Source organism: Geoglobus acetivorans (assembly GCF_039641995.1).
In the GTDB taxonomy this organism is placed as follows: Archaea; Halobacteriota; Archaeoglobi; order Archaeoglobales; family Archaeoglobaceae; genus Geoglobus; species Geoglobus acetivorans.
The window spans coordinates 656962-682458 of the sequence record NZ_CP087714.1 but is presented as its reverse complement, the minus strand read 5'-3'; the positions used below and the strand labels follow the sequence as shown (position 1 = coordinate 682458).

Genomic DNA, 25497 nt, shown 5'->3' with positions numbered 1-25497 from the left:
CAGAAAAGTTCAGAAGCGTTAAAAAATAAGGTATGAATTGTTTTACACTGCCATTTCAGTTTTCAATGCCAAATTTGTCGGGGAAGATTTTTTTGTCCTGATGTATTCTGAGGAAATCAGTTCCATGACAGTCCTTGCAGCCCACACCCCTGCTCAGGTGTATCTTCAGCAAATTACCATTGCTCGGCTCGAAGGGGTCAGGATATGCATGGCATGAACCGCAGTCCATTTTTTCGAGATCGTAATTCACATGGCATTTGCTGCAGTCCGAGTATTTTGAGTGATGAAGATTGCCCAGCTCTCTGACCACGTCATCTCCCTTAACATGACAGTACTGGCAGAATTTTGTGCCATCCAGGTGTCCCTCTATCTTGTCCGCCTGCGGAACATACTGTCTCTTGCTGTTCAGATGGCAGTTCTCACATACCGGACCTTCCAGTTCCGGAGCAGTGCTTCCATAGTCTGTACCGGTCTCTGGAACAGGGGTTGAGGTTACAGACTTCTGACCATCACTGAAAGGAGTCTGTTCTGGCACAGGGGTTTTTTCTGGAGCTTTTTCATAGCTCTGAGAACACATTGGCACAATAACTGCGAGTGCGATGACAAAAAATAAAAGAGTGGTTCGTTTCATACTCTATTCTCTGAGATTACTCCACAAAGGAGTCTGCTGCCGTATGCAGACCGGAGACATCCGTTCCGTGGCAGACCGTACAGTACTTGCCTCTTGGCAGGTGGATGTTCACAAGGTTGCCGTAGCTTGGCTTTGTGGCATCTGGATAGGCGTGGCAGTTCTCACAGACGGTTCTGCCCTCTTCGATGGGCTTGGGTATCTGTATGTTGTCGGGAGGACCGTGACAGACGCTGCACTCAAGGTTGATCGTTCCTGGCCCAACGTGTATGGTGTGCGGGTTGCTGCCGTGGCAGTTAGCACAGTACTGACCACCATTGACGTGGGGCTTGTAATCTGTTGATTTGGTGTGGCAGACCGTACACTCCACCAGTGGTGAGCTTGCTTCGACTTTCTTGGGTGTCGGTGTCGGTTTCGGTGTGGACTTCTTCTCAGGGGTTGGAGTTGGTTTAGGTGTCTTCTCTTCCTTTGGTTTCGGAGTTGGAGTTTTCTCTGCAGTTTTTGCTGGAGTTGGAGTTGTCTTTGCTTCCTCCTGCTGGGCACAGCCGAGAACAAGAACGCCCAGCACAAAGAGAGCCAAGAGAATAACAATTCTTCTCTTCATGATGATAACTGTAAGTGAGATATATATTAACATTGCGCTATTTAATCAATGACAGGCTGGATGACCAGCTCGGAAAAGCCTCCGCACCCGGTCTTCCGCTGCCCCTTCAGATCAATTCCGATTCAAGAAATACCTCTATCCCCGAAGAGGTTATTGCATACGGTCTCGGAATGCGCATGTGCGCTCTTCGCCTCATTTTCAGAACCTCAATGGCCAGTGTGGCTTCTTCAAGCTCATTTTCCCTGTAGATTCTCATGGAGATCATGCCATCAGAAACGTATTCGAGAATACCGAACTTTGACCTGAGAGGATTGTCCTTATCGCACTCGGACGTGACCACTGCAGTAGCGTTTATAGATTTCAGAAGGCCTCTTAGTTTTGAGAGGAAAGAATACCTTCCGGCATCGTCGAAGAGTGTCTCCAGAACGGTTATGGAGTCTACAAGTATTCTCGCTGGCATTATCTTTTCGAACATGTGTCTGAGTTCATTTTCAAAACTTTCAAACCTCTTCTTGACCTCGAGGGGGTCGAGTTTTATAACCTGTATACTCCCATTGCCCGGTGAAAAGTCCATACCATAGTTCTCCGCTGTGGCCAGAATGCTTTCCTCGTCCTCGTCGAAGCTGATGATCAGACAGCTATCGCCCTCCGAGAACCCCTCATTTATAAAATGCAACCCCAAGGTCGTTTTTCCAGTTCCAAAAAAGCCAATTACTGAAACAAAATAGCCTTCAGGGATTCCCCCTCCGAGCATGGCATCCAGTCCCCGTATGCCCGTGGAAAGCAACCTCATCACAGCACCCTCTCATACTGAGTAACCATGAAGCCCGCCACAGGATCAAACCTTATTTTCATGCGGGTGATATTTTCCCTCTCGAGATGTGGCAAAAGACCGGAGAGCTTTCTGAAATACAGCCACCTTTCCATGCTTCCCTGCTTACTCCACTCAAAGAACATTATTCCATCAGAGATGCTGAGGAAAAGGTTCTGATACTGCTCAGAAATGACGCCCTTCGTCATCAAAATCAGCACCAGAACGTTCTTTCTCAAGGCGATTTTTCTCAAGCCATGTATCATGGCAAGGATGTCTCCAACGTCATACTTTCCAGGAATTCTGAGAAGGTCCGTGAGTGAGTTCAGAACAAGCACGGTATTTTCCTCAATCGCATCAACCTGATTCGCCAGTTCGCTCAAGAGGTCACCTTCTCCTTTCAAATCCTCCAGATCCGGCTCCTTGCCAAGCACCCACCTTACAGGTATGCATGTACCCTTGAAGTAGAACCTGTCAAGACTTACGATCTGGAGCTTTTTCGCAATTCTGTCGAAGTTTTCATTCGAGAGATTCATCTCAAGCTCTTTTAAAATCTCCTCCTCGGATTCGGATATCGAGATTATCTTGAGGTTCTTGTCAGTATTTTTCATCAGCAAGTAATATGCAAATTCCTCTCCTCCTGCCCCCGGTTCCTCGATAATATAATTAAGCCCCTCATTCAATCCGCCAAATCGATCAATTATCTCTATGCCAGTCCTGAACAATTATCTCACCTCAATCAGCGAATCACAGAGAAGAGAGAGCTGAGAGAGATGCTGGGGATCGATCTCATTCTCCAGAACGGTAATGACACAGAACGTTCCGTGAATTCTTGTTTTCCCGGTAAGCTGCCTCAGAAACTTAACCAGCGACTCCTGAGACTTGTACAGCGTAAATGTCGAAAGGGAATCTATATAAACGAACTTGAAATCCGAATTTAGCTCCCTGAGAAGTCTGTCAACCGTCACTATCACCTGAACTGGGTTGGGGGAGTCCAGAAAAACATATCTCGGGTCTTCCAGCTCATGCCCTCCAAACTGCCTTGTATTGCAATCAACATACCTGATATTTTCCGTGAAAATCCCGGCTTTCCTGAGCTGTTTATCCAGAGAGGCACAGGGCTTATTGAGAGCAATATATATGCCCTCCCCCGCCGCCGTTAAGAGCCTCATGACCTCGTTTAAAGCTTTGAAGTATAGAAACGGCGCTACATTCAGCAGGACAACTTCTTTTTCCGACTTTATATTGCTGAAAAGCTTATTTCCGAGAGCTTTGACAGAGTTCACGGACAGCTCAGACATATCCGTCAACCCCACGCTGAGAGGCGGCGGGCACGATTGCCCTGCATAACTCCCACATTCGACGGGCCATTCGTTGTGTTTGCCCCATGTCGTGTTATAGCATGAACCATCGCTAAAAAATTTATACTGTAGTATTTAAAATAATCGGCAAAAATACACCAAACGTAGATTATATAAACCCAGTTCAGTTTGAACTTCAACAGGGGGCCGTAGGGTAGCCTGGTTATCCTTCCATCTTGGGGGGGTGGAGACCCGAGTTCAAGTCTCGGCGGCCCCATCCTTCCAACAACCTCTTCGCGAAATCTTTTTCAGAATGCTGACGATTTCAGAAGCACACCGTGGCAGGAAGGCCCTATTTTTTGCTGAACTCCAGCAAAACAATCACTCAAAGCAATCTGGAATTTTGCAATATCAGATAAAGTTACAGAATCTGAAAAAGTATATATAATTCCAGATACTACAATTTTCAATATGAAAACACTTCATTTTGCAATTGCGGTAACACTCCTGGTCATTCTTTCAGCAATCATAGCGGCCATCCCGATGGAAGAGGAAAAATCATCATTCGCATACATAACAGACGTCGAAACGAGAGCGGAGAATGTCAACTCAACCCATGCAGAACTGAATTTCTCCATAAAAATGACAAAATCGAAGAAAATTGATGGGCTGTATTTGAGAATAAAGTTCTTTGACGCCTCAACCAACCTACTCCTCAACGAATTCTCCAGAAAAATACCCGAAAAAACGGAAGAGTATCATTCAGAGAGTCTGACATGCACCATCGCAAAAAATCACGATTACAGGGTGAAAATCACCCTTGAGAGGGATGGACGAATCTATTCAACCCGGGAAATCCGCATATTCGGGCTTTCCACAATACCGCCAGATGATGAAAAACTGGAGATTACGATAAAAGATGCTGACTTCACGGTCACCGGGAAGTCAGGTGACAGGGTGAACATAACGGCGACATACTACATCGAGAGCCTTGAGACCTACGAGGGGGTCAGATTCAGGGTCAAGGCGGTGCAGCTTGAGTCAAACCTCCTTGCAGATGAGTTCTGGGCCGAGAGAAAAGTGGAATCCGGAAAGACCAACCTCATCAAGTTCAATCTCACACTGCCCGATAAATACAACTACAGGATTGTTCTCGAAGTGTGGAGCAAGAATTACATCACCGGGAAGAGGAAAGACGTCGTGAAGTTCAACCCTAAAACTTTCAAGGAGGAAAGTTCGAAAGGAGATGCATTCAGGGTGGAGGATTTTATTAGAGAACAGGAACTGAGAACACCCGTTTCAACACCACCACCATACATGCCCAGAGCGGCTCCGGGTTTTGAGCTGTTAACAGCCCTGATATCAGGAGGTGCAATCCTATGGCTGAGGAAAAGGATTATGGGAGACTGATTCAGATAATCGCAGGAATACTTGCATTTGTCGGTATAGTGGGACTTTACCTGAACATCAATTCGGCAATCGGCATGTTCTTTGACTACAGAAAGGCAACACTCATCAGAATAATTCTGGATGCGGGGCTGATCATAACCGCAGTATTTCTGCTGGGAAAAATAAAGAGGTGATCATGCAAGTTTACCCTCCATGAAGTCCTGGTAGGCCTTCAAATCAAAGTGTCCATGGCCGCTGAGATTGAACACTATTGTTTTTTCCTCGCCTGTTTTCTTTGCCTTCAACGCCTCATCTATCACCACTTTAATTGCATGTGTTGATTCTGGTGCGGGAACGACACCTTCAGTCTCCGCAAAAATCTTTCCTGCCCTGAATGTGTCTATCTGAGGGACTGCCCTTGCCTCCACAATTCCTGACTTCACGAGCAGGCTAAGAGTTGGAGCGTCTCCGTGATACCTCAGCCCTCCGGCGTGTATCGGTGGCGGGATGAAATCCTTTCCGAGAGTGTACATCTTGAGCAGAGGTGTAAAGCCTGCAATATCTCCGAAATCGTATCTGTATTCTCCTCTGGTCAGTGTGGGACATGATTCCGGTTCCACTGCTATGAATTCCACGCCATCGTCCTTTATGAAGGGATACACGAGACCTGCAAAGTTGCTTCCTCCACCCACACAGCCCACCATTACGTCCGGACTTTCTTCAGCAATCTCAAGCTGCCTCTTCACCTCGAGACCTATGATGGTCTGGTGAAGCATAACGTGATTGAGGACGCTGCCCAGGCTGTAATTCGTCCCATCATCCTTTACCGCATCCTCCACAGCCTCGCTAATCGCTATACCGAGACTTCCAGGGCTGTCTGGATCGTTCTCAAGAACCCTCCTGCCACTCTCCGTCAGATTTGACGGACTCGGTATGACCTCCGCATTCCATAGCTCCATCAAAACCCTGCGGTATGGTTTCTGGTAATAGCTCGCCTTCACCATGTAAACCCTGCAATCCATATCAAACAGGTTCGCTGCAAACGCGAGGGCTGAACCCCACTGTCCTGCACCTGTCTCTGTGGTCAGTCTCTCCACACCCTCTTTCGCATTGTAATATGCCTGGGCAACCGCCGTATTGGGCTTGTGGCTACCGGGGGGTGAAACACCCTCATACTTGTAATAGATTTTCGCTGGGGTTTTCAGATACCTTTCAAGCCTTGTCGCCCTGATGAGGGGCGTTGGCCTCCACAACCTGTAGATTTCGAGAACCTCTTCAGGTATTCTTATATACCTCTCATCGCTCATTTCCTGCCTTATCAGTTCCTTTGGGAATATTGCCCCAAGCTTTTCCGGTTTAACCGGTTCATTCGTCTCAGGATCAAGCGGAGGAGGCAATGGCTCCGGCAGATCCGGCAGAATATTGTACCAGCGATCGGGCATTTCATTTTCATCCAGGTGTATTTTTCTGTCCATACCTCAACTTTTAAATCCAAGTATATAAGCTTTTGCTCATATTATGAGAATATTCCCAAAATAAGGGAACAAAAACTGTTGGAAGCACATACCTCTAAATTTACCGGAAATGGAACAGGCAGTAAAACACACAATATTTTTATTACTGACTTATCAAATCAAATTTCATGGAAACACTCATGGAAATGGCCAGAAAAGGAGAATATCCAGAATGGTTAAAGAATGTGGAAAAATATGAGGGTATCAGGCTTGAAAAAATAATCAAGCTGATCTCTGAAGGCAAAATCGTAATTCCAAAAAATATTCTCAAAAATGACGATTCTTTCAGACCGAGAGCGATAGGAGAATACATGTCCACGAAGATAAACGCTAACATCGGCACTTCCGCAGATTATGTCAACCTTGAAGAAGAGATAGAAAAGGCGATCATCGCCCAGAAATTCGGGGCAGACGCAATAATGGATCTGAGCAGTGGGGGCGATCTGGACTACATAAGGAAAAGGATAATGGATGTTGTCGATGTTCCTTTTGGTACCGTGCCAGTGTACCAGCTTGCAAGAGAGAAAAACATTCTCGATGCCGACGAAGACGATTTCTTCAGGGTTGTTGAAAAGCATGCAAAAGATGGCGTGGATTTCATGACAATTCACGCTGGAGTGAACTGGGTATCCATCGAGAGGCTGGAAAAGAGCAACAGGCTGCTGGGAGTTGTGAGCCGGGGCGGTTCCCTGACAATTGCCTGGATGAAACAGAACGATTCCGAGAACCCATACTACAAAAACTTTGATTACCTTCTCGAACTGCTCAAAGAGTATGACGTTACCATAAGCCTTGGAGATGCGTTCAGACCAGGATGCATCCACGATGCGAGCGACAGAGTTAAATTCACAGAGTTTATAATTCTCGGAGAGCTTGTCGAGATTTGCAGGCAAAACGGTGTCCAGGCAATGGTCGAAGGCCCAGGACATGTTCCAATGGACCAGATTGAAACCAGTGTCAAGGCAATGAAATACGCCACGAGAGGTGCTCCGCTCTACCTGCTCGGCCCGCTTGTGACTGATGCTGCTGCTGGTTACGACCACATCGCTGCCGCAATCGGTGCGGGAATAGCAGGCATGCATGGAGCAGATTTTATATGCTATGTTACTCCCGCCGAGCATCTCGGACTGCCCACAATAGAGGACGTGAAAGAGGGCGTTATTGCGGCAAAAATCGCAGCCCATGCAATTGATCTCGTGAAGGAAGGTCAGAAAGAAAGAGCAAGGAAGAGGGACTATGAAATGAGCGTGGCAAGAAGGGATTTTGACTGGGAAAAGCAATTCATGCTCTCGCCAGACCCAGAAAAGGCAATGGAGATACACACGAGAGTCAAGCCATCGAGCGAAACGTGCAGCATGTGCGGCGATTTATGCGCTATAAAGACAGTTAAGGAAGCTCTGAAAAAATAACCATAAATTAAATAAACACAATTTTTAAAAAGCCTTTTTGAGCGGGGGTTGCCGAGCCAGGCCAAAGGCGGTGGACTCAAGATCCACTCCCGCAGGGGTTCGTGGGTTCAAATCCCACCCCCCGCATCCGTGAATTCTAAAAATACACCAGAGCTTTCATAAGAAGCACAGCAAGTATGGTCGCTGTAAATTCGGAGATCAGGCCCAGAATAGCCTTTTTTGATCTGGAAATTGCTTTTCTGTTCATGACACCCAGTTCTCCCTCGGCGAGGAGCACCGCAAAGGCCTTGAACGACCCGTAAACGAGAAAGACATACAACCAGGCAAAGGGGTTCATGGACAGAAACACAGCACCTGCCTGCTCCAGAAAGATTCCTGCAATGCCTCCAATCAAAAACACATCCCTTGCGCTGTAACGATATCTCACCACAAGCACCGACCACAGTAATATGAACGGCAGATAATATCCAAGAGCCAGATAAAGGTCCGTAAATGGATCTGGACTGAGGAGAATCCTCTCAGATGGCGGTTTTGGAAGATTATCTGCAATCGCAAGAATTTCTGTGAGATAAGAGAACGCCATTCCAGAAATCAAAAGCTTGAGATGAATCGGGGCATTAAGACCGACATACCACCTCTGGACACGTTCTCTGAAATAATATACGAACATGAATACCGAGAAGTTCAGCCACGTAATACCGAGTAAAGGTATCACAAGCACAGGAATTGCTGCGATCAGAATAACCCATGCCTTCTGCCCAACCACAGATGCATTTCCGGCAGAGATTATTTAAAACTTAACCGGACATTGAAACCAGCTGTATGAAAATTTCTGAACGCTCTCTACTTTTACACACCATTTCAGAGTTCTACGAACTCTTATCTGCAGGAATTCGTGAGAAGCGCAGAATTGCTCTCCCATCCCCTGTCATACCCTCAAACGTATCAGACACGTTTTAAAGAATTTTCCCAGCCGCCAGAAAAAATGAATTTAGAAAGCAGCTAAGAAAATAATTAAAGAGCGGACCCGCCGGGATTTGAACCCGGGATCTACGGCTTAGAAGGCCGTCGCTCTATCCATGCTGAGCCACGGGCCCTCCTGCATTAACCCACTTTATCGATTTATAAAACTATTGGCAAAACCAGGATGTGGTCAGGACCAATTCTGGATGCATGAATAACAGCCGGTCAGGCCCAGATCGATCCCGGAAAAATTGAAGTGGTTGCTTAAGAAATCAATAAAAAAACGATCAACTGCCTCACTTTTACAGATCAGCCGAGATATTTTTCAGCTACTGTTCTGGCCTTCTCGACCACACGGGAGATCTTTAAAAGAGAGGTTCCAAGATAATTCTCTGGTTTCAGCAGTTCCCCAACCTCGTCCTCCGTCAGATAAGTTCTCAATTCCTCGTCCTCAATCAAAAGCTCCACAAGGCTTTTTCCTGTTTGATAAGCCTTCATCGAATTCTTCCTGAGCAATTCATGAGCAACCTGTCTTGATACGCCTTTTTTCGTCAGGGCAATCATCACCGCCTCGCTCTGGTTTACCCCTTTCCACCTCTCGAGATTTTCTCTCGCCCTCTGTTCATCGATCTGGAGATTTCTCAGCAACCTTATCGTTTTCGTGAGGATGTGGTCCGCCAGAATCGTTGCCTCCACAAGAATTATTCTCTCAGCAGAGGAGTTGGAAAGATCTCTCTCCTCCCACAGCAGGGCAGACTGGTGCTGTGGTTCCACAAATCCCCTCACAATCCTTGCAAGCCCGCATATCTGTTCGCTGTCAATCGGATTTCTCTTATGGGGCATAGTGGAGCTTCCCACCTGCTTTTCGGTGTCAAAGCTTTCAAAAACTTCCTGAGTTTCGCTCCTCTGCCACAGTCTGATGTTGAGGGCAATTTTTTCGAGAGTTGTTGATAGATTTGCAAGCCACTCCACATACTCGCAGTAAACATCTCTCGGAATAATCTGAGCAGAGATTTCTGCGGGGGTGAGATTCAGATAGTTCATGACCCTTTCCTCAATTTCGATCCCATCATCACCGAAGGCCGCCTGAGTGCCAACAGCCCCGCTCAGCTGACCCACGAGAAGTCTCTTCTTCAGTTCTTCCATTCTTTCAAGATGCCTCATCAATTCAGAAGCCCAGATGGCGAATCTGAATCCATAAGTTACTGGAAGTGCCGGCTGTCCATGCGTTCTGCCGAGACAGATGGTTTTCTTATGCTCTTCAGCCTTATCTGCCAGAATGCTTATCAGCCTGGCGAGCTTAACCTCGAAAATCTTTATGCTATCCCTCAACTGGGTCGCCACGGCAGTATCTATGATGTCGTTGGATGTGGCACCGAAATGAACCCATCTGCTTGCACTGCCTGCCACTTCCGATACAGCCCTAACAAGACTCATAACATCGTGCTTTATCTCCGCCTCAATCTCCTTAACCCGCTCTGGAGACACATTACGGGAGTTCCTTCTCGCCATCTCGTAATCCTGATGGCTGAGAAAGCCCTTACCAGCAAGTGCTTTCAGAAGCGCAAGTTCTACCCAGATCATCCTGCGTATACGGCTCTCCTCGCTCCAGATTCTTTTCATTTCCGGTGTCCCATACCGGTAGTCAATGGGATGAACAATGTGCATGGTTGAACCTGAAGGTCAGGAGGATATAAATATTTGGAAATCAGAATAGCAAACGGTTGTCAAAGTCTTTTACGGCATCCTTAACACAGTAGAATTCTCTGCCAATTTTTTTCAGATATTTACACTTTTTTCCGGTGTATCCTGAGATGCAGAGCTGGCAGTCTTCAGGATATACTTTCTTTATACCAATACCCAGTTTCTCAATTCTTGAGCCTAACATGAGCCATCACCATAAATCTATAGTGCTTACTATCATAAAATTCTTATTCCCAAGCTCATTCAGACACCTTGCAGGGGGGTCCGTGGTCTAGTGGTTATGACGCTGCCCTTACGAGGCAGTGATCCCCGGTTCGAATCCGGGCGGACCCACTCTATTTTAAGAGTTTGAACCTCAACAGACTTCTCAGTCCTCAAAGAGTCCAATAACTTATCAATTACCTCAGAAAAGCGATTTCTAAAATTTTCTTTTAAAAATATATAATTTTCTTTTGAAATTCGGATGTGCAAATCAACTCTCTGCTGGCTGTTTTTCGCTGGAAGCTCCTTTATAGATGTCGATTCAGAGTGTGTTCCACCTTGTTCCATGTGGAACATATAGGGCAGTGGTGGTATATATAGGGATAGGAACAAAAAGAAGAGTTCACCCAGAATTTGATACGTTGCTGAAATATTGAATTATTTGGGCCCCAGTATTAAATAGCGAACTTATCCCAAATGCGAAAAACAAAACCAGCCCAAGGATAAAGAAGGCGAATGATGCGATAATAAATCCATTTACAATATCTTTTTCCAATTTGGCAACTCCCCTCTCCAATAAATGTAGATTAGGGAAGCAGAGATCCCTGAAAATCCAGAAAACCCAAAGAAAACCCCTGAGAGCTTTAATGCATATACCATAAGCAGATCAATAGACTTTAATTGGTTTGCAAATACTAAAAAAATTGCCGATACAGTTATCAGGGCTGAATAAACAGTTAGATATGGCGCAACTTTCTTTGTATGTTCGTAATAAACTTCTAAGAGGTTTCTTCTCCCATTATTGTTCTCCACAGCTTCATCGTCTGTTGTAACTTCGTTGTGTTCATTCTTTCCTTCTCCAGAATTACTCTTCGGATTTTCTTTAATCTTGTTGATTTCCCCAGAGCCTACATCATACTCATATTCGAGAACAAGATCCGGAAAATACTAGTTTGATGCTTTTATCTTCAAAACTCCCGGAACTGTTATATCTGCATCTCCTTTTCCCTTATCTGGAACTTTTATTTTTTGATTTGGAGGTATAAGTTTGCCCTTGGCTCCAAATAAGGTACGTAAACGTACAGCTTGTGGCACTTCTCCACTTTCTCTCCCTTCATGTAGCTTTTCAGTAGGGTGTATTTCTTTATATTTTTCTGAGGGTATAAAATCCACGCATTTAACTCTAACTGGTAGGGTCCTTACCAAACTAACCCTCAGCTAACTTCTGCAACACCTTCTTTTCTCTAAAACCGAAAGCTACAACAATCCCAATCAAAAGGACATTCAGAGCTGCAAACTTATACACAGATCTCATCGTATATCTATGTAATTTCCTCAAACTGAATGATTTAGCGAGTTTAAAAACATCTTCAATCACAGATCTCACAGACTTAAAACTCTCCCATCTCTGCAGCAAATTCATCAGCTTAGCCTTTAAACTTTTAAACAGCTTCATTTCCTTCTTCAAATTCTTAGAATCAAAAATACTCAAAGGGTAGCTCAGCAATCCATCCAGCCTTTCAATATCGAAGTTGCTTCGAGGAAAAATCAGAGGAACAATTCTGTATTCATTAATCCCAACCAGGTGGTTCCTGTAGGCATAGAATCCCTTATCCATGATCACAGTGTCTTCCCTTCTGATTATTCTCCTCCTTCTAAGCTCTTCCATGACCTCTCTGAATATCCTTGCCTCATGCCTGTTTGCTGGGTGCAATAGAAAGAGAAGGGGTTTGAGAGATGGATATTCCAGAACCAGAGTCAGCTTCATGCCAATAAACTTCCCTTTGGCTGAGTATCCCCATTTGTAGTCTTTTCCTTGCAGATCCTTCTGTTTAACACGCCTTCTGAACCAGTTTACGTCTACGCTTACGTCAGTGCAATCCACAATGAGCTTGGAGTTTCTGGCTCTTCTCTTCGTAATGGCATTCAGAGTCCTGAGAATCATGTTTACAAAACCGTTTAAGCTGAACTTGGAGAGGAAAGCGTAGATGTGGCTTTCTTCAGGTACGTCCTCTTCTCTTATCTCCATAAACTCCCTTAGCTCTTTTCTCTGCCTTATTTCTCTGATGACATGAGAGATTCTGATTGAGAAGAACATGGAAGTGATGGCTATCTTCAACACAGGAATTGCTTTCAGCTTTGTGTACCTTGCCACTATTCTCTTCACTTTCCTTAAAGCGTAAAACTTCGTTTTACTGTCCTTCAGCTTTCGCTGAAGAAATCGAAAATGTTAAGTATTTTTGACAACAGCTTCCATCTGTAGTCGCTCTGGTCGACTACGAGAGGGATTTGCATTGAAACCACCGGAGGAGGCTTATGCCTCCTCCTACATAATCTTTTCGGTTTTATATTGCTCTGTTTCTTTTGCAGAGGTGTTTTGTAATGTCTCTTTTGATGGGGAGGTTTGTTGATCGTTTGTTGATGATTTGAAGGAGTAATAAAAGAGGTTGGGTTATTGGTTCTGGAAGGGGCCTATAAGGTAGAGATCGTTCAAAACAGGCTTGAAATAGAGTCCAAACACCTGAGAAAGACTGTTTTCATCCAGCACATCAACTCCATAGAGCTGAAAAGGGATCCAGCGTGGAGGTATCTTATCGGCGGAATCATCTTAACAGTTCCGGGGACTCTGCTAATGTTGAACGTTGATCAGATAGCAGTCTCTTTGAAAATCACCGATCAATTTCTTAAGTTCCTGATTGCGGCGGGGAGCTTTTTCCTGATTGTTTTCGGAGTTATCACGATCGCCTACTGGTGGTATCTGCGCAGGTTCATCCTGACAATTTATCTCTCCGGAGATGCTGTTCCGCTCTATGACAGGAAAGAGAAGCCTCTGAGAGAGATTTATGAATATTTACTAAAAACTGGAAGAGAGCTATTGAAAGATGTAAATGGAAAATTCAAACCTTAGCCTTCATCAACCTCGCCACGAACTCCCTCTGTTCCTCCGCAAGCTTTGGCAAAAGGATCTCTATCCCGATCACTTCCCCGTTCTCGTCCAGATCCACGATGACATTGTCTGCCAGCGGCTCCGACTCCGACACCTTCCCCTTTTTGAACCTTATGAACATGGCGTTGACTTCAGGATCAAACTCCACCGAAACCATACCTTATCAGCCTCTCCTTATCTACCTTTAAGGTTGTGACCACAACTATTTCATTATTTCGTTCCTCGTAGATTACAACGACGTATTTCTCCCCAAACTTCCTGAAAGCTGCTTTTCTTCCGAACTTTACATGGATTACTTCTGCTGGTTCTCGAATTACAAGCTCAACCTGTTCTGGGTCTATTCCCCTCTCTTCAGCTCTCCTCAGCGCATGGCCTGAGAATCTGATCATATCTATCATCAACCTCAGAATCCAGTTCGCTCTGCAAACTCTTCAATAGCTCTTTTAACCTTTTCCAAGGGCAGCATGTACATCAAAATCTCCCAGAACTCCATCACAAGATCCTCTCCCATCTCTACCGTTATCTGCTCCAAATCGAGCTTATATGTTCCATTGACCTTCGAAATGTTGTTCTTCAGAGCTATTTTCCTCGCATCTACTGCCACGGCGTGATCCTTCCCGTTCCCGCTTTTAATTAACGCCCTGAACCTGTAGTCCTGCATTACTCCCACCCAAAATGTCAGATTGAGATATGCGATTTAAATCTTAACCGTGCCATGAAAGTAAAGTTTATATTCGCTTAACTTTTACCTACATAATCCTTCAAAATCCTCTTGAGGTTCTCGATTTCCATTTCCAGCGATGCTATGTATCTCATAAACTCCGGATTCAGCGATACTTCGTTTAAAACTCTGTCCTTCAGCATGTTCCACTCCTGCACCTTCATCGAGGCCTCCGCTGTTAGAGGGTAACCGCACCCCGGACAGAAGTTGCTCTGGTTGTTCACGAGCTTGAAGCACCTCGGACACTTCAGGGCCTTTAACTCCCTCTCGTACTCCTCAGGCTCAGCAAGCCCGTGGAGCTCCTTTATCTTCCTCTTTATGTCTCTCCCGACCATGTGGATGTAGGTCCGTGGCATCTTGCTCCCGATCTCCCATCCCATGTACAGGCACATCTCAACCTCGCTCCATCCCGCCTTTGCCAGCTCTGTTGCCCTCGTGTGCCTGAAGATGTGAGGGTTTACCTTCTTCTTGATTCCCGCCCTCTTTGCTATCTTTTTCAAAAGCATCCTTATCGCGTCATAATCCATCTGCGACCCATAATTTTCTCTTCCAAGAGTGACCCACGGCCAGTTGTCTGGACGTGGATCTGGATGAGCATTTATCCATTCGGATAGGTAGATCGTAGAAAAAGGTAGCAGCACAACCCTTTCACCGGTCTTGCCGTAAAGTCTAACCCATACACCATTTTCTGTAAACTCAACATCTCGAACTCTCATGTTGCCAAGTTCCCCAACTCTGCATCCAGACTCCCAGAGAACCGCAATTAACGCCCTATCCCTTGGATTCTTACATGCTTCGAGCATCCTCTTTACTTCCCCCTCAGTTATCAGCTCATCAGGGAATTTTCTTGATTTTACCTCTCCAATTGTAAACCAGTCAACAAGCTCTTTCTTGCCCAACCACTTGAAAAACTTCTTGAGCGTCTTTTTATACTCTCTTTTCGTCCACTGCGAGAGGCCTTCCTTTCTCACCCTTTCATCAACCCATTCGAGCACAATTTCAACATCCTCTCTCGTCCACTCTGTGAACGGCTTGTTTACTATTTCGGAGATCTTGACAAGCTGCTCTATAAGCTTCGAAACTCTTGCGAGGGAAAGGTCATTAGCAAAGCAGTAGCTTTTGAACCTCAAGATTATTCGCCGATTTTCTTCACAAATATCATCAAGCCTTTTTAGAGCTCTATCCATCCTCTTATTGAAATCATGTATCATGAACCCAAAAAGACAAAATGAAACTATTAAAATTAATCCCTGCCCCGAAACTAATTTTTGAGGGCCCGGACCGGGATTCGAACCCGGCTCCTGGGATCCACAGTCCCAGAGGATGACCACTACCCTATCCGGGCCATCCGCTGTATGCTGTCTGACATGCTCGGTATATATCTCTTTTTCTACTCAGATATCCATTTCATAAAGTTCTCTTCTTCTTGCTTCAAGCAGGTTCTCTCTCAAACCTGCTAACTCTGCGGCAGACAGCACCTTCACCCCATAATCTCTGGCTTTATCAAAGACCTCTGACACGTTGTCTCTCCATTTCAGGTCTCTTGCAAGATGATGGTCAATCACAAGTACTTTCAGATTTCCCTGCATGAGCCTTTCCAGGTTCTCAATGCTCCCGTTCAGGCTTTCATGTGAGTACCTGTAGCCGAGCATATAGGTCATGGGACCATCCATTATAACAACCTCAGCATCTTTTTTCAGAAGCCAGTTTATCTGCTCTTCAAGACTTGCACCCTCAACATCGCTTGTGTGAACAAAGGTTTTTGACCCATCATCTACGAAAACCATTGTTACGTAACCGAGCTTTGAGTCAGTTCCGTGAGGCACGGCGTTTGAGAATTCAATGATCGTATTTCCCTCCACAAGTCTGGCCCCATCCGAGGTGCCGACACTGTCCCGCTCCAGAAGAGACAGGAAGTGCCTTGCTCTCCTCTTCTGGCTGAAATTTATATTCATCTCAGGATGTTTCAGGAGTATTCGCTTTGTTTTCAGAATTTCCGGCTCCTTAGGGTTGTGATGGTCGTAATGGTAGTGAGTTACAGCAACAATTTCAGATTTTTCCACGTAGCGTTTTACTGTCTCCCACAGCAAATCCATCTGCTGAATTTCTAAAGGATGTGGGGGCAGACCATACCGTCTTGGACCCAGAGCAACTCCAGGATCAATGGTTATGGAGACGTCCTTGGTTTTCACGAAAGTCGCCATGCTTCTGACACCCATCGAATCAAATGCCAGCGGAACGATCTTCACACATGAGATGGGAGAGGAAGAAATATATCTTTTTCACAACAATTAACAATTATGAAAATTGGAGAATTCATGCAGAAGAATGTGGTGATGGTCGACGAGAAAACCAAGGTGCATGAGGTAGCCAGAATCATGGGAGAGAAAAGGATAGGTAGCGTAATCGTTACAAAGAATGGCAAACCCTACGGGATTTTTACGGAGCGTGATTTCTTTTCCAAGGCCGTTCTGAACGAGGGTCTCGAAAATCCTGTGTCAAATTTTGTGTCATCACCCCTCATAACAGTACGCCCGGAATATACCATTCGCGAGGCTTCGAAAATAATGGCTGATATGAAGATAAGACGGCTTGTTGTTGCCGAAGGAGAGAAAATAGTCGGAATTTTCACTGCAAGCGACCTTGTGAGGGCAATTTCTGGCAGGTGATTGTGATGCTGAAGTGCAAAACGTGCGGAAAGGAACTGAAAGAGGGTGATGAAGGCATAACCTGGAGAAAATGCAGCATATGCAAGGAACCTGTTTGTTTTGACGACATACACTACATAGGCACCTGGATGAGGGGTCTTTACAAGGATTACGTTACGGTAATCCCGGTATGCGAAGATGAGCTTCCCCGAAAAAGATTAAAAAAGGAGGTCGAACAGAGACTTTGATGGACAGAGTCTTTGTTCTGATCGCCAACAGGGCTGTAACTGCCCCATTCAACCTCAACGACCTCCCCGGATCGGCAGGAAGAATGGACATAGTGTGCAGATTCATTTCACAATCCTTATTTGTTTCCCACGGTATCAGAAAAAACGTAACCACATACGTCATTTTAAAGGGCCCACCGGACCCTGTGAAGAGCATCAGGGTGGAGGGTACCCAGGTAAGGTATCTGGCTCCCGACGAACGAAACATTGCGGGAATGATAAACAAAGCTCTCAAAAGCGACGTCGGAAAAGAGTGGACAAGGGTGTCTCCCGGAATATTCATATCATCAAAGGAACTTGACGATGTTCTGAAAGAGATATCAGCCAGAAACATTTACTATCTCAAAGAGACCGGTAAAGACATTGGAAATGTGGAGATAAGCAAACCCGTATTTGTAATTGGAGACCATCTCGGCGTTTCGGAAGAAGATGAAAAGTCGGTGCTGGCAATGTCAGAAGACGTGATATCTCTTGGAGAAACAGCCTATCAGGCCGATCAGTGTGTAACTGTACTTAACTACATTCTGGACAGGAGAGAACATGATAGAAGTATGTAATCAATGCAAAAAAAGGATTGGTTTCGGCAGAGAGGGCAAATGCACGGTATGCTGCAACGCATTTGATCAGATCGAAAGCTTAGCCAGAAAAATCCTCGATGAGCTTGAAGAATACGAATTCGATACGTTTGATGCGGGTATCAGGCTCTATGGAAGCTCAAAAGCTATGCAGGATTTTCTCAGAGAAAAATTTGGAGTGGAGGACACACTGAAAGAACACTTCAGATCAGAATTCATAAGGAAGCTCTCCGAAATCTCTGGCAGAAAAAGAAAGATTGGTGGAGACATAAACGTAATCGTGAATCTCGAAAACCTTAGCTACAGCATAGAAATATCCCCAGTTTTTATTTACGGAAGATACAAAAAACGAGTCAGATTCCTTTCCCAGACAAGATGGCTGTGCGGAGATTGTGGGGGTAAGGGCTGTGAAAGGTGCAATTACACCGGCAGGAAATATCTCAGCGTTGAAGATCTGATAATTCAACCTGCACTCGAGCTTTTTAAAGGCAAAAATGCATTTCTCCACGGATCAGGAAGAGAGGATGTTGATGCCAGAATGCTCGGAACGGGGAGACCGTTCATTCTTGAAATAGAGTCCCCAAAAAAAAGGAAGGTCGATCTAAACGAGCTTGAAACAGCGATCAATGAAAATGCCGGCGGAAAAATCGAGGTGGAGTTCTTTTTCTACACAGAGAGAAGAGCAGTCGAGAAGATAAAAAAAGCAGCTTACTCGAAAACATACAGAGCGATAATAAGTCTGGAGGGAGATGTGGATTTTGAAAAGCTCGAAAAGGCACTCAAAAAGCTGGAAGAGCATGAAATATCTCAGAGGACTCCCCAAAGGGTCGAACACAGAAGGGCAGACAAGGTCAGGAAAAGAAAGGTGTACTCTATCAGACTCCTTCTGAAAAAAGGAAGGAAGGCCGTTGTAACAATTCATGCCGAAAGCGGACTGTACATAAAGGAACTTATAAGCGGTGATGAAGGCAGGACAACACCAAGCCTGAGCGAACTCCTAGGCGTGGATTGCAGGGTTGAAAAACTTGATGTGTTATCAATAAATGGTGGGCTTGAGGACGGAAATCTTAAATACAATCCCGCATAGTCAGGCTGAGAGGGTGATTCGTCATGGGATATAGCAAATCACACGGGTTCAGATTCAAGTCGGGTAGGAAGCTCAGAAAAAGAGTGAGAGAAAGGGGCATTAAAATAAGAAAAGTGATTCAGACATTTGAAATCGGTCAGACCGTTCATATCGACATCGAACCGGCATCACACAGAGGGATGCCCCATCCGAGATTTCAGGGAAGAACCGGGAAGATAGTTGGAATCAGGGGGAGAGCTTACCTCGTGGAAATAACAGACGGGGGTAAGAAGAAGATAATCTTCGCACGGCCTGAACATCTGAAGCCTCAGGGGGCCTGAGATGACATTCAAAGAAGTTCTTGATTTCCAATATCTCACCTTAGCTGAAGCAAAGGAGAAGCTCTCGGAAATAGTTGAAAAAAGAAAGGAAGTTGCTGAGCTTAGCTTTGAGACTAGAAAAACCCTCAATTATCTGAATGCCGTCACAAAACTTGATGCCGAAACCTCAAGAAAACTTGTTGAAGAACTTGAGAAACTTCCACATGTTTCAACCGAAATAGCAATAAAAATTGCGGATATTCTTCCAGACATCCCCGACGAAATTAGAGTTATTTACGCAAAGGAAAGAATAACCCTGACCCCCGAACAGATTCAGGAGATTCTTGATATAGTCGCCAAATATAAACATTGAGAAAAAATTATATACTTCTCTTTTTAAAATAAGGAGTGATTACCATGACAGCAGACAGAAAAAAATTAGAAGATTATGCCTATGTGCTGGACTTCATGCCATACGGCCATCCCGACAGCAAGGCACCCATCCACAAAAGGGAGCCACTGGCCCAGGTGATAGGAGAAAATTACTTCACACTTCTGGAAGTTAGCATCAGACGGGATAAAAACCCGCTCATTGGAGACAAGGTGTATATCGGAAAAGAGGGGAGAGATGTTGTGAACAAAATAAAGAGAAGACTCAGATACGAAGACCTCACTCCAACAGCCAAATCCGAACTGCCTTTTGTTCTGGAAAAAATTGTCAAAGAGCAGGAAAAGAGGTTTGTGGATTTCTTCAACAATGCCGGACCGATTACAACCAGACTTCACCAGCTTGAGCTTCTGCCGGGCATAGGGAAGAAGCTGATGTGGAACATACTCGAGGAGAGAAAAAAAGAGCCTTTCAAAAGCTTCGAAGACCTTGCCGGCAGGGTGAAGGGGCTGGCACATCCTGAAAAGACCATCGTTTCAAGAATAATAGACGAGCTTAAAGACCCCAGAATAAAATACAGACTTTTTACAGCATAATTTTTTTATGAAATTCTCCAAAAAGCTCGGTCAGCACATTCTGATAGACAGAGGAGTTGTTTCGAGAATCATAAGATATGCAGAACTCAAACGAACAGATACTGTTCTTGAAGTTGGCTGCGGAACAGGTATTCTAACAGAACAGCTTCTCAAACATGCTGGCAAGGTATACGGAATAGAAAAAGACAAAAGGTTTGTCAAGCTCCTGGAAAACAAATTTCTGGGGGAGATCAACGAGGGAAAGTTTGTACTGATTGAAGGGGATGCTCTCAAGGTCGAATGGCCTGAATTTAACAAATTCGTATCCAACATACCATACCAGATCTCCTCAGAGCTTACATTCAGACTGCTGAAAAGAAAATACGAACTTGCAGTGGTTATGTACCAGAAAGAATTTGCAGAAAGACTCGTTGCAAGAAGCGGGAAAAAGTATGGAAGGCTTAGCGTTGTTGCCCGGGCCTACGCCACCATAAAAATCCTCGAACACGTGAAGGCTGAAGCCTTCAGGCCCAAACCGAAGGTTGATTCTTCAATCGTCATCATAAAGCCCATCCCGGAAATAAATGTAAAAAACATGGAAAGTTTCGAGAAGCTTGTCAGAGAGGCATTTTCCAGCAGAAGAAAGAAGTTTGGGAAAACTGCAGAAAAACTCGGAATAGATGTGCCGGAGGACCTGAAAAATGAGAGGCCTGAAAGAATTCCACCGGAAGTTTTTGCAGAACTGTCAAAACGTTTATGAGCCGGCAGAGGACTCCGATCTGCTTCTTGAGGCGGCGCTTGTAGAGATTAACGAAGATGATGTGGTGCTTGAAGTTGGTGGGGGGAGCGGGTATGTCTCGTACTTCCTGAAAGACAGATGCAGATACCTGCTATCGACAGACATCAACCCATATGCGGTAAAATGCATGAAGAAAATGGGAATAGAATGTATAAGGACCTACCTCGCCAGAGGTATAAGGACCAGATTTTCCCTCATCTTGTTCAACCCACCTTACTTAGAACTTGAAGAGTGGGAAAAAAAAGAAGATTGGCTTGAAAAAGCAATTGACGGCGGAAAAAATGGTACAGAAATAACTGAAAAATTCCTCGAAGAGATTAAACATAACCTCTTGGATAACGGAAGGATAATAATCATCTCTTCATCCCACACACACGCCACCCTGGAGAAATATCTCGAAAAATCAGAATACGTATGGAAGATTATCAAAAGAAAGAAGCTATTTTTCGAGGAACTCTATGCACTAAAATTAAAGCTGAGATAAGACCTCGTCAATCTTCGAAATTATCCTCTGATTCGCTTCCTTGAGAACTTCGAGCGGGTCCTTTCCTGAGGTCCTAATCATCAGCTCAGCCTCATCCCTCAGAGGGTGAGTTATGTTGTATTTCGCAAGCACGACACCACCATCATTTACAAGCTCATGCTGAAGCAGATTCAGAAATGTGTGATCTTCACCCTTGACCATCAACCTCGCATAGTTCTCAGCCAGTTCCACGATCTTTACTTCCATTGGTCACCACTCTCCTTTGCCATAATTTGTTGAAACTTTTCTTTTCTCGACATTACCACATTCCGGACATTTAAGTTTATCCTTCTTAACATCAAGTCTTGAACCACATTTACTGCAGATTGCCCTCACCACTCCGAGGTCTTTTTCCTTTATGGAAAGCCTCAGGCTGTTGTCTATCACCCTTGCAACCACAATATCCCAGTATTTGACGGCATCATCGACGTTTTTCATGTAATCCTTGCTCATGTTGGAGATGTGAAGCAAAGCCCTGTCATAGTGCCTCAAAGCTCTCTCACTCCCTCTTTTTCTTGCAATTTCCACCATGGCAAAGCTGTTCCTCGTATCCACAACCCTGCCTATGACAACATCATCTTTTCCCAGCTCAGGTATCTCCTTTACAGTTTCTACACTTATGGTCTTCTCCTCTATTCTGACTTTTCCGGCTGTTGCCGCGAAAAGCTTTCCATCCTCCTCATAAACACCTTTTCCGGGCATATACTCTTCCGCATATCCCAAGAAATCTCCTGGCAACACAAACATCTAAATCCTCTCCATTCTGAATACCTCTACGTTTATCAATTTATATGGTTTTTCATGAAACCAGTAAAGCCGTTTAAGGGGTATGCTGTATCTCCAGAGATGAGTGATGCTAAATCCATTATCTCCGGCAATTTTCTCCACAAATTTTTCCGATCCAGCGGAATGCACGGAGTACACAACATTCCCGATCTCAAAAGCTTTTTCAAGAAAAATTCTGTCCGCGTTTCTCCTCTGAATTCCAAACGGGGGATTCATGACCACTCCCGTCCGTTCTTTGACTTCAAGAAACCTGACGTCCTGCTGAACAAAATCAACAGAGACTCCAGCTTTTCCACTGTTGGATCTTGCAATAAGCAGAGCTTCTCTATCCCTGTCCACGCCAAAAACATCAAAGCCCACAAGGGAAAAAGCAATAGAGAGTATCCCCGTCCCGCATCCGAGGTCAATAAACCTGCCCACGTGAGAATCGATCAGGTTGGCCCTGACTGCAAGCTCCGCTGCCAATCCAGACGGCGTTGGATACTGTTCAAGCTGTATTTTCGGATTCCTGAAAACATCAAGCTTCTCAAGAATTATGGCAAGCTCCTTTTTCATAAAAAGAAGAAAAAATTGTTGTTCAGCCAAAGAGTGCCCCGAGTCCCTCGAGGGCTTCCTCTTCCTTGGCCTCTTCCTCTTCTTCCTCTTCCTTCTTCTCCTCTGCCTCTGCTGCTCCCTCGGCAGGAGCTGCAGCCGGTGCGGCTGCGACGGCAGGAGCGGCAAATGCGGCCTTGCTCACAGCCTCCTCAATGTCCACACCCTCGAGAGCCGCAACCAGTGCCTTAACTCTCGCCTCGTTGACCTCGATTCCAGCAGCTTCAAGCACAGCCTTTACATTCTCCTCTGTTATTTCCTTTCCAGCAGCATGTAGCAACAACGCAGCATACACATACTCCATTTTCATCACCTCTCAATTAACCGAATAACGCACCCAAACCTTCAAGAGCCTCCTCTTCCTTGGGCTCTTCTTCCTCCTCTTCCTCTTCTTCCTTCGCCTCGTCAACCTGCTCCGCAGCAGGTTGCTGGGCAGCAACACTCAAACCGCTAAGCCTTTCCTTCAGATCTTCATCAAGAGCCTCATCACTCAGCAGATTTGCAACCGCAAGCATCTCCGAGTATGCCTTTGCAAGTATATCCGGCATGACTTCCTTCTCGAATACTGCAGCATTTATTGCAAGGTTCTTTGCATCAAGGAATGCTTTCTGGATGAGTATCTCAGCCGTCTCCTCTGTAACGTATGCCGAATTAACCGCCAGGTTGAGTGCCTTCCTTGCAGCCTCAATGAAGTCCTCAAAGACCTGTGCCTCATCAATTGCGAGATCTGCAGGAGTGAAAACTATTCCATTTTCCATCAGAGCCTTTGTGTCAAGCCCTATTTTGATTGGCTTAACTTCAAGAAGGTTGAGCGCTCTTGCAACTTCAGGCTTAACAACCTCTCCGGCCCTGACAACAGTAACCGTATTTTTCACGACAATTTTGCCCTTCTCAATCGCCGCAGGAATCCCCGCAGCCTGAATTTCTCCAAGAATTGGGCCGGGAGGAAAATTGGTTGGTCCAGCTTCAACAACAACGTCAACAGGTGAAACCTGATTTGGTTTCAATGGTGACGGAGTTTTCGTATTTTCAAGCTTCTTGAAGAGCTTGAAGGGGTTCAGCTTGGATGCAACGACAGCCACCTGATCCTCAATGTAATCTTCAAGCTTCTTGTAATCTCCGCCGAGAGACTCAAGAGCAAGCTTGAGCAGAGTGTTCTTCACAACTCTTATCGCCACCTCATCTCTGAGGTCCCTTCTCACACTCTGAAACTGAGAAGAGGGTACTCCCCTGAATCCCGCTATACCAACAACAGGGTATTCCCTGAAGAGCCTTTTAATTTCCTCAACAGCATCCACTTTCCATTGTGGAACCTTTCCCCTTACTGCGGACATTTCAGATCACCCTCACTGCAGGACCCATTGTTGTCTTAACATATACAGACTTAACAATCTGCTGTGCATTATCATATTTGTTCTCAACAACCTTAAGGATTTCCATCGCATTCTCTGCAATATCTGCAGCATCCATGTCTCTTGTCCCTATGGGCGCGTGAAACGTGAGCTTGTCTCTCGTCCTCACCCTTACAGAATTCCTGAGCCTCTCGATGAGCGGTGCGGGGTCTGCTCCAGGAGGCAATGGCTGAGGCATCTTACCCCTCGGACCGAGAACCTGACCGAGTTTCTTACCAATTTCAGGCATCAGCGGAGCCTCAGCTATGAAGAAATCCACCTTATTCGCAAGCTTTCTTGCCTCCCTCTTGTTCTTGGCAAGTTCATCAATCTCTTCCGGAGAAACGACCACATCAGCTCCGGCCTCTTTAGCTTTGAGCGCAGTTTCACCCCTTGCAAAAACACCAATCTTCCTCGGCTTTCCAAGACCTTTTGGCAGCAGAACAAGAGAGTCAAGTCTGTTTTCCGGTTTCTTCATGTCAAGATTTCTCAGATTCACTGCCATTTCCACTGTCTCTGTGAATTTCCTTGGCTTTGCGCCATTTATTGCTTCTCCGATTTTCTCTTCAAGCAAACTTTTCTCAACCAGCATTTTATCACCCCGTAGTGCAGCGGCTTGCGCCTCCTACGGATTCCTCCGTAGACTATCAGCCTTGACTTTAAAAGTGGGTTTAAAATATTTTTGATGTCCTGGTTCTGATGTCCGTCAATATGTAATTATTCGCATACATAGATATTAAGGCTGATTGATTGATAAACAAAAAAACCGGAAATTTTTGGAATTAACCAGAAATGGCAAATAAATTCCTGAATAAACTCAAATTGGCCTATAATTTCCTTTTTGTTTTAGAAATGGAGTTTAATATTCCCCACATTTTGCGAAAACTTTAAAAATCAATTTGTATTACCAGCGATTCAATATTAAATTGGTCTGAAACTTCAAAAAATCCCGATTTCCAGTAGTTTAGGGGTGTTTACGATGCCAGAAATGGGAGCAGGTGATGAAGATGATCGTAGGCAAACATATAATCGCAGAATTGTATGGTGTAGCCGAGGAGTTGATATCCCATGAGGGCAGGGTAAGAGACATTGTGGAGAGCGTTGTTGAGGAGGCGGGACTGACAAAAATCAGTTCTCATTACAAGCAATTTGAGCCATACGGTGTTACGGGTGTTGTGCTGATAGCCGAAAGCCACATTTCGATACACACTTGGCCCGAACACGGGCTTGTGAATCTCGACATCTTCACATGTGGAGATACGAGAAAGACCGATAAAGCTTTTGAGCTGTTTTTGGAGAAGTTCAAACCGGAATCCTACAGACACTACGTCCTTGACCGTGGTTAGCACATAAAAA

General features: G+C 45.1%; 38 protein-coding genes and 5 tRNA genes. 17 read left to right on the top strand and 26 right to left on the bottom strand.

Annotated elements, in window-relative coordinates:
• Positions 1–55: 55 nt before the first annotated feature.
• The 5 genes from LPQ35_RS04045 to LPQ35_RS04025 all read right to left on the bottom strand — a co-directional run bounded on the left by LPQ35_RS04045 (position 56) and on the right by LPQ35_RS04025 (position 3344).
• Positions 56–631 carry a hypothetical protein gene (locus tag LPQ35_RS04045; protein ID WP_193808042.1) on the bottom strand — a complete coding sequence of 192 codons (576 nt, stop codon included), beginning with the start codon at positions 629–631 and terminating at the stop codon, positions 56–58.
• A gap of 16 nt (positions 632–647) precedes the next feature.
• A complete protein-coding gene (locus LPQ35_RS04040) occupies positions 648–1232 on the bottom strand; it encodes a hypothetical protein (RefSeq protein WP_193808043.1) in 585 nt (194 codons plus the stop codon).
• A gap of 106 nt (positions 1233–1338) precedes the next feature.
• Positions 1339–2025 (bottom strand): ATPase domain-containing protein, encoded by a 687-nt coding sequence (locus LPQ35_RS04035; protein ID WP_193808044.1) that lies wholly within the window; start codon positions 2023–2025, stop codon positions 1339–1341.
• On the bottom strand, positions 2025–2768 hold the full coding sequence (locus LPQ35_RS04030) for a hypothetical protein (RefSeq protein WP_193808045.1): 744 nt from the start codon (positions 2766–2768) through the stop codon (positions 2025–2027). Before LPQ35_RS04030 ends, LPQ35_RS04035 begins: the two co-directional genes overlap by 1 nt.
• Positions 2769–3344, bottom strand: a complete 576-nt coding sequence (locus tag LPQ35_RS04025; protein WP_193808046.1) for a DUF7504 family protein — start codon at positions 3342–3344, stop codon at positions 2769–2771.
• Positions 3345–3547: 203 nt separating this feature from the next.
• Between LPQ35_RS04025 and LPQ35_RS04020 the strand changes: the two genes are divergently transcribed.
• Positions 3548–3621: transfer RNA gene (locus LPQ35_RS04020), tRNA-Pro, on the top strand.
• 31 nt (positions 3622–3652) lie between these two features.
• Here the strand turns inward: LPQ35_RS04020 and LPQ35_RS04015 are convergent.
• Positions 3653–3814, bottom strand: coding sequence for a hypothetical protein (locus LPQ35_RS04015; RefSeq protein ID WP_193808047.1), 162 nt, complete (start codon positions 3812–3814; stop codon positions 3653–3655).
• Position 3815: 1 nt separating this feature from the next.
• Here LPQ35_RS04015 and LPQ35_RS04010 point away from each other — a divergent pair, with 1 nt between their 5' ends.
• Both LPQ35_RS04010 and LPQ35_RS04005 read left to right on the top strand, forming a co-directional pair.
• The gene (locus LPQ35_RS04010) at positions 3816–4754 is read left to right on the top strand and encodes a DUF7490 domain-containing protein (protein WP_193808048.1); all 939 of its coding nucleotides are present in this window, start codon (positions 3816–3818) and stop codon (positions 4752–4754) included.
• Positions 4724–4927 (top strand): hypothetical protein, encoded by a 204-nt coding sequence (locus LPQ35_RS04005; protein ID WP_193808049.1) that lies wholly within the window; start codon positions 4724–4726, stop codon positions 4925–4927. The genes LPQ35_RS04010 and LPQ35_RS04005 overlap by 31 nt, the downstream gene beginning before the upstream one ends.
• On the opposite strand, the gene LPQ35_RS04000 is transcribed toward LPQ35_RS04005, so the two are convergent.
• Entirely contained in the window at positions 4928–6208 is a 1281-nt protein-coding gene (locus tag LPQ35_RS04000) for a TrpB-like pyridoxal phosphate-dependent enzyme (protein ID WP_193808050.1), read from the bottom strand.
• Between the two features lie 167 nt (positions 6209–6375).
• Between LPQ35_RS04000 and thiC the strand changes: the two genes are divergently transcribed.
• Positions 6376–7656 carry a phosphomethylpyrimidine synthase gene (gene thiC, locus LPQ35_RS03995; protein WP_193808051.1) on the top strand — a complete coding sequence of 427 codons (1281 nt, stop codon included), beginning with the start codon at positions 6376–6378 and terminating at the stop codon, positions 7654–7656.
• 41 nt (positions 7657–7697) lie between these two features.
• Positions 7698–7782: transfer RNA gene (locus LPQ35_RS03990), tRNA-Leu, on the top strand.
• A gap of 10 nt (positions 7783–7792) precedes the next feature.
• Here LPQ35_RS03990 and LPQ35_RS03985 read toward each other — a convergent pair.
• The 4 genes from LPQ35_RS03985 to LPQ35_RS03970 form a co-directional block, all read right to left on the bottom strand.
• Entirely contained in the window at positions 7793–8422 is a 630-nt protein-coding gene (locus LPQ35_RS03985) for a hypothetical protein (protein ID WP_193808052.1), read from the bottom strand.
• A gap of 256 nt (positions 8423–8678) precedes the next feature.
• A tRNA-Arg gene (locus tag LPQ35_RS03980) sits at positions 8679–8753 on the bottom strand.
• Positions 8754–8928: 175 nt separating this feature from the next.
• Entirely contained in the window at positions 8929–10287 is a 1359-nt protein-coding gene (purB, locus tag LPQ35_RS03975) for an adenylosuccinate lyase (RefSeq protein WP_193808053.1), read from the bottom strand.
• 40 nt (positions 10288–10327) lie between these two features.
• On the bottom strand, positions 10328–10507 hold the full coding sequence (locus tag LPQ35_RS03970; protein ID WP_048092198.1) for a hypothetical protein: 180 nt from the start codon (positions 10505–10507) through the stop codon (positions 10328–10330).
• Between the two features lie 76 nt (positions 10508–10583).
• Here LPQ35_RS03970 and LPQ35_RS03965 point away from each other — a divergent pair.
• Positions 10584–10656, top strand: a tRNA-Val gene (locus LPQ35_RS03965).
• Positions 10657–11061: 405 nt separating this feature from the next.
• On the opposite strand, the gene LPQ35_RS03960 is transcribed toward LPQ35_RS03965, so the two are convergent.
• The 3 genes from LPQ35_RS03960 to LPQ35_RS03950 all read right to left on the bottom strand — a co-directional run bounded on the left by LPQ35_RS03960 (position 11062) and on the right by LPQ35_RS03950 (position 12691).
• Positions 11062–11337: a hypothetical protein gene (locus tag LPQ35_RS03960; protein WP_193808054.1), complete on the bottom strand. Its 276-nt coding sequence runs from the start codon at positions 11335–11337 to the stop codon at positions 11062–11064.
• 135 nt (positions 11338–11472) lie between these two features.
• Positions 11473–11730, bottom strand: coding sequence for a hypothetical protein (locus tag LPQ35_RS03955; protein ID WP_193808055.1), 258 nt, complete (start codon positions 11728–11730; stop codon positions 11473–11475).
• 1 nt (position 11731) lies between these two features.
• The gene (locus LPQ35_RS03950) at positions 11732–12691 is read right to left on the bottom strand and encodes a transposase (protein WP_193808056.1); all 960 of its coding nucleotides are present in this window, start codon (positions 12689–12691) and stop codon (positions 11732–11734) included.
• 288 nt (positions 12692–12979) lie between these two features.
• Between LPQ35_RS03950 and LPQ35_RS03945 the strand changes: the two genes are divergently transcribed.
• Positions 12980–13432, top strand: coding sequence for a hypothetical protein (locus LPQ35_RS03945; protein ID WP_193808057.1), 453 nt, complete (start codon positions 12980–12982; stop codon positions 13430–13432).
• On the opposite strand, the gene LPQ35_RS03940 is transcribed toward LPQ35_RS03945, so the two are convergent.
• The 6 genes from LPQ35_RS03940 to LPQ35_RS03915 all read right to left on the bottom strand — a co-directional run bounded on the left by LPQ35_RS03940 (position 13422) and on the right by LPQ35_RS03915 (position 16441).
• Positions 13422–13628, bottom strand: a complete 207-nt coding sequence (locus LPQ35_RS03940) for a DUF2283 domain-containing protein (RefSeq protein ID WP_193808058.1) — start codon at positions 13626–13628, stop codon at positions 13422–13424. The genes LPQ35_RS03945 and LPQ35_RS03940 overlap by 11 nt on opposite strands.
• Positions 13609–13869 (bottom strand): DUF4258 domain-containing protein, encoded by a 261-nt coding sequence (locus LPQ35_RS03935; protein WP_346297691.1) that lies wholly within the window; start codon positions 13867–13869, stop codon positions 13609–13611. The genes LPQ35_RS03940 and LPQ35_RS03935 overlap by 20 nt, the downstream gene beginning before the upstream one ends.
• 5 nt (positions 13870–13874) lie before the next feature.
• The gene (locus LPQ35_RS03930) at positions 13875–14141 is read right to left on the bottom strand and encodes a hypothetical protein (RefSeq protein WP_193808059.1); all 267 of its coding nucleotides are present in this window, start codon (positions 14139–14141) and stop codon (positions 13875–13877) included.
• Positions 14142–14209: 68 nt separating this feature from the next.
• Positions 14210–15322, bottom strand: coding sequence for a tyrosine-type recombinase/integrase (locus LPQ35_RS03925; protein WP_193808060.1), 1113 nt, complete (start codon positions 15320–15322; stop codon positions 14210–14212).
• A gap of 143 nt (positions 15323–15465) precedes the next feature.
• Positions 15466–15537: transfer RNA gene (locus LPQ35_RS03920), tRNA-His, on the bottom strand.
• 49 nt (positions 15538–15586) lie between these two features.
• Entirely contained in the window at positions 15587–16441 is an 855-nt protein-coding gene (locus tag LPQ35_RS03915) for a hypothetical protein (protein WP_193808061.1), read from the bottom strand.
• A gap of 51 nt (positions 16442–16492) precedes the next feature.
• Between LPQ35_RS03915 and LPQ35_RS03910 the strand changes: the two genes are divergently transcribed.
• Genes LPQ35_RS03910 through LPQ35_RS03870 form a run of 9 tightly spaced genes read left to right on the top strand, consistent with a single transcriptional unit; the run spans position 16493 to position 21334 of the window.
• Positions 16493–16861, top strand: coding sequence for a CBS domain-containing protein (locus tag LPQ35_RS03910; protein ID WP_193808062.1), 369 nt, complete (start codon positions 16493–16495; stop codon positions 16859–16861).
• A 5-nt stretch (positions 16862–16866) separates the two neighbouring features.
• Positions 16867–17088 carry a hypothetical protein gene (locus LPQ35_RS03905; RefSeq protein WP_346297690.1) on the top strand — a complete coding sequence of 74 codons (222 nt, stop codon included), beginning with the start codon at positions 16867–16869 and terminating at the stop codon, positions 17086–17088.
• Entirely contained in the window at positions 17088–17684 is a 597-nt protein-coding gene (trmY, locus tag LPQ35_RS03900) for a tRNA (pseudouridine(54)-N(1))-methyltransferase TrmY (RefSeq protein WP_193808063.1), read from the top strand. The genes LPQ35_RS03905 and trmY overlap by 1 nt, the downstream gene beginning before the upstream one ends.
• Positions 17668–18789 carry a tRNA pseudouridine(54/55) synthase Pus10 gene (locus LPQ35_RS03895; protein WP_193808064.1) on the top strand — a complete coding sequence of 374 codons (1122 nt, stop codon included), beginning with the start codon at positions 17668–17670 and terminating at the stop codon, positions 18787–18789. Before trmY ends, LPQ35_RS03895 begins: the two co-directional genes overlap by 17 nt.
• Positions 18790–18812: 23 nt before the next feature.
• The gene (locus LPQ35_RS03890) at positions 18813–19109 is read left to right on the top strand and encodes a 50S ribosomal protein L21e (protein WP_193808065.1); all 297 of its coding nucleotides are present in this window, start codon (positions 18813–18815) and stop codon (positions 19107–19109) included.
• A 1-nt stretch (position 19110) separates the two neighbouring features.
• A complete protein-coding gene (locus LPQ35_RS03885; protein ID WP_193808066.1) occupies positions 19111–19461 on the top strand; it encodes an RNA polymerase Rpb4 family protein in 351 nt (116 codons plus the stop codon).
• Positions 19462–19505: 44 nt separating this feature from the next.
• The gene (locus tag LPQ35_RS03880) at positions 19506–20072 is read left to right on the top strand and encodes a DUF655 domain-containing protein (protein ID WP_193808095.1); all 567 of its coding nucleotides are present in this window, start codon (positions 19506–19508) and stop codon (positions 20070–20072) included.
• 7 nt (positions 20073–20079) lie between these two features.
• Positions 20080–20811, top strand: a complete 732-nt coding sequence (gene rsmA, locus LPQ35_RS03875; protein WP_193808067.1) for a 16S rRNA (adenine(1518)-N(6)/adenine(1519)-N(6))-dimethyltransferase RsmA — start codon at positions 20080–20082, stop codon at positions 20809–20811.
• Entirely contained in the window at positions 20753–21334 is a 582-nt protein-coding gene (locus LPQ35_RS03870; protein WP_193808068.1) for a HemK2/MTQ2 family protein methyltransferase, read from the top strand. Before rsmA ends, LPQ35_RS03870 begins: the two co-directional genes overlap by 59 nt.
• Here LPQ35_RS03870 and LPQ35_RS03865 read toward each other — a convergent pair.
• The 6 genes from LPQ35_RS03865 to LPQ35_RS03840 are packed head-to-tail and all read right to left on the bottom strand — an operon-like array spanning position 21320 to position 24733.
• On the bottom strand, positions 21320–21580 hold the full coding sequence (locus LPQ35_RS03865) for an RpoL/Rpb11 RNA polymerase subunit family protein (protein WP_193808069.1): 261 nt from the start codon (positions 21578–21580) through the stop codon (positions 21320–21322). The genes LPQ35_RS03870 and LPQ35_RS03865 overlap by 15 nt on opposite strands.
• 3 nt (positions 21581–21583) lie before the next feature.
• The gene (locus LPQ35_RS03860; protein WP_193808070.1) at positions 21584–22120 is read right to left on the bottom strand and encodes an exosome complex RNA-binding protein Csl4; all 537 of its coding nucleotides are present in this window, start codon (positions 22118–22120) and stop codon (positions 21584–21586) included.
• A complete protein-coding gene (locus LPQ35_RS03855; RefSeq protein ID WP_193808071.1) occupies positions 22121–22714 on the bottom strand; it encodes a methyltransferase in 594 nt (197 codons plus the stop codon). It abuts the gene before it with no gap.
• A gap of 22 nt (positions 22715–22736) precedes the next feature.
• On the bottom strand, positions 22737–23054 hold the full coding sequence (rpl12p, locus tag LPQ35_RS03850) for a 50S ribosomal protein P1 (RefSeq protein WP_048093751.1): 318 nt from the start codon (positions 23052–23054) through the stop codon (positions 22737–22739).
• A 16-nt stretch (positions 23055–23070) separates the two neighbouring features.
• Positions 23071–24084 carry a 50S ribosomal protein L10 gene (locus LPQ35_RS03845; protein WP_193808072.1) on the bottom strand — a complete coding sequence of 338 codons (1014 nt, stop codon included), beginning with the start codon at positions 24082–24084 and terminating at the stop codon, positions 23071–23073.
• Position 24085: 1 nt separating this feature from the next.
• Positions 24086–24733: a 50S ribosomal protein L1 gene (locus tag LPQ35_RS03840; RefSeq protein ID WP_193808073.1), complete on the bottom strand. Its 648-nt coding sequence runs from the start codon at positions 24731–24733 to the stop codon at positions 24086–24088.
• A gap of 415 nt (positions 24734–25148) precedes the next feature.
• Between LPQ35_RS03840 and speD the strand changes: the two genes are divergently transcribed.
• Positions 25149–25487 (top strand): adenosylmethionine decarboxylase, encoded by a 339-nt coding sequence (gene speD / locus LPQ35_RS03835; protein ID WP_193808074.1) that lies wholly within the window; start codon positions 25149–25151, stop codon positions 25485–25487.
• Positions 25488–25497 lie beyond the last annotated feature (10 nt).

Excerpts from the sequence above, each read along its gene's own strand:
- LPQ35_RS04045 (WP_193808042.1), bottom strand. The coding sequence starts at position 631 with ATGAAACGAACCACTCTTTTATTTTTTGTCATCGCACTCGCAGTTATT.
- LPQ35_RS04040 (WP_193808043.1), bottom strand. The coding sequence starts at position 1,232 with ATGAAGAGAAGAATTGTTATTCTCTTGGCTCTCTTTGTGCTGGGCGTT.
- LPQ35_RS04035 (WP_193808044.1), bottom strand. The coding sequence starts at position 2,025 with ATGAGGTTGCTTTCCACGGGCATACGGGGACTGGATGCCATGCTCGGA.
- LPQ35_RS04025 (WP_193808046.1), bottom strand. The coding sequence starts at position 3,344 with ATGTCTGAGCTGTCCGTGAACTCTGTCAAAGCTCTCGGAAATAAGCTT.
- LPQ35_RS04010 (WP_193808048.1), top strand. The coding sequence starts at position 3,816 with ATGAAAACACTTCATTTTGCAATTGCGGTAACACTCCTGGTCATTCTT.
- LPQ35_RS04005 (WP_193808049.1), top strand. The coding sequence starts at position 4,724 with ATGGCTGAGGAAAAGGATTATGGGAGACTGATTCAGATAATCGCAGGA.
- LPQ35_RS04000 (WP_193808050.1), bottom strand. The coding sequence starts at position 6,208 with ATGGACAGAAAAATACACCTGGATGAAAATGAAATGCCCGATCGCTGG.
- thiC (WP_193808051.1), top strand. The coding sequence starts at position 6,376 with ATGGAAACACTCATGGAAATGGCCAGAAAAGGAGAATATCCAGAATGG.
- purB (WP_193808053.1), bottom strand. The coding sequence starts at position 10,287 with ATGCACATTGTTCATCCCATTGACTACCGGTATGGGACACCGGAAATG.
- LPQ35_RS03970 (WP_048092198.1), bottom strand. The coding sequence starts at position 10,507 with ATGTTAGGCTCAAGAATTGAGAAACTGGGTATTGGTATAAAGAAAGTA.
- LPQ35_RS03940 (WP_193808058.1), bottom strand. The coding sequence starts at position 13,628 with ATGGTTTCGGTGGAGTTTGATCCTGAAGTCAACGCCATGTTCATAAGG.
- LPQ35_RS03935 (WP_346297691.1), bottom strand. The coding sequence starts at position 13,869 with ATGATAGATATGATCAGATTCTCAGGCCATGCGCTGAGGAGAGCTGAA.
- LPQ35_RS03910 (WP_193808062.1), top strand. The coding sequence starts at position 16,493 with ATGAAAATTGGAGAATTCATGCAGAAGAATGTGGTGATGGTCGACGAG.
- LPQ35_RS03905 (WP_346297690.1), top strand. The coding sequence starts at position 16,867 with ATGCTGAAGTGCAAAACGTGCGGAAAGGAACTGAAAGAGGGTGATGAA.
- trmY (WP_193808063.1), top strand. The coding sequence starts at position 17,088 with ATGGACAGAGTCTTTGTTCTGATCGCCAACAGGGCTGTAACTGCCCCA.
- LPQ35_RS03895 (WP_193808064.1), top strand. The coding sequence starts at position 17,668 with ATGATAGAAGTATGTAATCAATGCAAAAAAAGGATTGGTTTCGGCAGA.
- LPQ35_RS03890 (WP_193808065.1), top strand. The coding sequence starts at position 18,813 with ATGGGATATAGCAAATCACACGGGTTCAGATTCAAGTCGGGTAGGAAG.
- LPQ35_RS03885 (WP_193808066.1), top strand. The coding sequence starts at position 19,111 with ATGACATTCAAAGAAGTTCTTGATTTCCAATATCTCACCTTAGCTGAA.
- LPQ35_RS03880 (WP_193808095.1), top strand. The coding sequence starts at position 19,506 with ATGACAGCAGACAGAAAAAAATTAGAAGATTATGCCTATGTGCTGGAC.
- rsmA (WP_193808067.1), top strand. The coding sequence starts at position 20,080 with ATGAAATTCTCCAAAAAGCTCGGTCAGCACATTCTGATAGACAGAGGA.
- LPQ35_RS03870 (WP_193808068.1), top strand. The coding sequence starts at position 20,753 with ATGAGAGGCCTGAAAGAATTCCACCGGAAGTTTTTGCAGAACTGTCAA.
- LPQ35_RS03865 (WP_193808069.1), bottom strand. The coding sequence starts at position 21,580 with ATGGAAGTAAAGATCGTGGAACTGGCTGAGAACTATGCGAGGTTGATG.
- LPQ35_RS03860 (WP_193808070.1), bottom strand. The coding sequence starts at position 22,120 with ATGTTTGTGTTGCCAGGAGATTTCTTGGGATATGCGGAAGAGTATATG.
- LPQ35_RS03855 (WP_193808071.1), bottom strand. The coding sequence starts at position 22,714 with ATGAAAAAGGAGCTTGCCATAATTCTTGAGAAGCTTGATGTTTTCAGG.
- rpl12p (WP_048093751.1), bottom strand. The coding sequence starts at position 23,054 with ATGGAGTATGTGTATGCTGCGTTGTTGCTACATGCTGCTGGAAAGGAA.
- LPQ35_RS03845 (WP_193808072.1), bottom strand. The coding sequence starts at position 24,084 with ATGTCCGCAGTAAGGGGAAAGGTTCCACAATGGAAAGTGGATGCTGTT.
- LPQ35_RS03840 (WP_193808073.1), bottom strand. The coding sequence starts at position 24,733 with ATGCTGGTTGAGAAAAGTTTGCTTGAAGAGAAAATCGGAGAAGCAATA.
- speD (WP_193808074.1), top strand. The coding sequence starts at position 25,149 with ATGATCGTAGGCAAACATATAATCGCAGAATTGTATGGTGTAGCCGAG.